Source organism: Carnobacterium sp. (genome assembly GCF_032094055.1).
Taxonomy (GTDB): Bacteria; Bacillota; Bacilli; order Lactobacillales; family Carnobacteriaceae; genus Carnobacterium_A.
Genome location: NZ_DAMDAK010000002.1, coordinates 398 through 1,167 on the forward strand (window position 1 = coordinate 398; position 770 = coordinate 1,167).

The 770-nt window shown below is 36.0% G+C and carries 2 protein-coding genes; one reads left to right on the forward strand and one right to left on the reverse strand.

Features of this window, described 5'->3' with window-relative positions:
- Positions 1–86: 86 nt before the first annotated feature.
- Positions 87–254, reverse strand: a complete 168-nt coding sequence (locus RT405_RS00475; RefSeq protein WP_313466735.1) for a hypothetical protein — start codon at positions 252–254, stop codon at positions 87–89.
- A gap of 96 nt (positions 255–350) precedes the next feature.
- Here RT405_RS00475 and RT405_RS00480 point away from each other — a divergent pair.
- On the forward strand, positions 351–770 hold a 420-nt coding region (locus RT405_RS00480), incomplete at its 3' end, for a nuclease-related domain-containing protein (protein WP_313466736.1).

The window sequence follows — 770 nt, forward strand, 5'->3', positions numbered from 1 at the left end:
CGGTTTTCCTTTCTATTACTAAAAGGCACCCTCAGCTTACTGGCTGGTGTCTATTGATATAAACATATTGTCTATGTGCTTATAAATTAATGCAGTTTTGCAACGGTTTGTGAATTACTCGTTCCGCCACCAAATCCGGCTTGGACCTGCTTTAATTCATCGGCTAAAGCTGTTACTTCGCTCTTAAATTTTGACGTGTCATCAATCATTTTGCCGACTTTTGAAAAATTCAAATAACCTACAAAAAACTTCATTTCAGCTCAAGATGCTGTTTGATTTTTTTATGAGCAGACAAATCACTTTTTTACGCATATTAATAGTGACAACTATTTTGTGAAAGGTGATTCTATATGATTATCAAGAAACGTACCAAACCATTGCTGCTACAAATGTTAGAATCTTTAAATTATCGAACTGTGCTCAGTGCTTCGGAGAAAAGAGATTATTACAATCAACTAAAAGGTTACAAAGGCGAAGTGGAGTTCGATAGCTATTTGGAAAAGGTTCAGTTTGACTGTCTCATATTGAATGACTTACTACTTAAGGAACAGGGCAAGATGGTTCAAATTGATTCGCTCGTTTTAGTAGGAGATACCATTTACCTCTATGAAGTAAAAAACTATTCTGGAAATTATGATTACAAAGATGATGCTCTTCATGCTCAGTCTGGTTTCGTCGTCACTGATCCTTTAACTCAAATTCACAACAGCCAACCGTTTCTATACAATTTAGTGCGAAAATTGGGATACAGAATGGAGATTCGCTCCCAA